Source organism: Mesorhizobium sp. M8A.F.Ca.ET.165.01.1.1, from assembly GCF_004792065.1.
GTDB lineage: Bacteria > Pseudomonadota > Alphaproteobacteria > Rhizobiales > Rhizobiaceae > Mesorhizobium.
The window spans coordinates 1-288 of sequence record NZ_SRTH01000239.1 but is presented as its reverse complement, the minus strand read 5'-3'; the positions used below and the strand labels follow the sequence as shown (position 1 = coordinate 288).

Here is a 288-nt window from a genome sequence, read left to right as displayed (position 1 = left end):
CGAAGACGATGCCGTCCTTGTTTTCCTTGACCATGCCGCCCCAGTCGGCGTCAGGCGGCTGCACGCCAAGGCCGAGGAAGGAGAGCGTCGACAAGAACAGCACGGCATAGATGAAGCGCAGGCCGAGCTCGGAGATCAGCGGTGACAGCGCGTTGGGCAGGATCTCGCGGAAGATGATCCAACCTTCGCCTTCGCCGCGCAATTTGGCGGCCTCGACATAGTCCATGATGTTGATGTCGACGGCGACTGCGCGCGAGAGGCGATAGACGCGGGTGGAGTCGAGAACGC

1 protein-coding gene is annotated in these 288 nt (G+C 62.5%); it reads right to left on the bottom strand.

What is annotated here, in order from left to right; translation table 11 throughout:
* On the bottom strand, window positions 1-288 hold a 288-nt coding region (locus EN808_RS35910), incomplete at both ends, for an ABC transporter permease subunit (protein ID WP_135918276.1).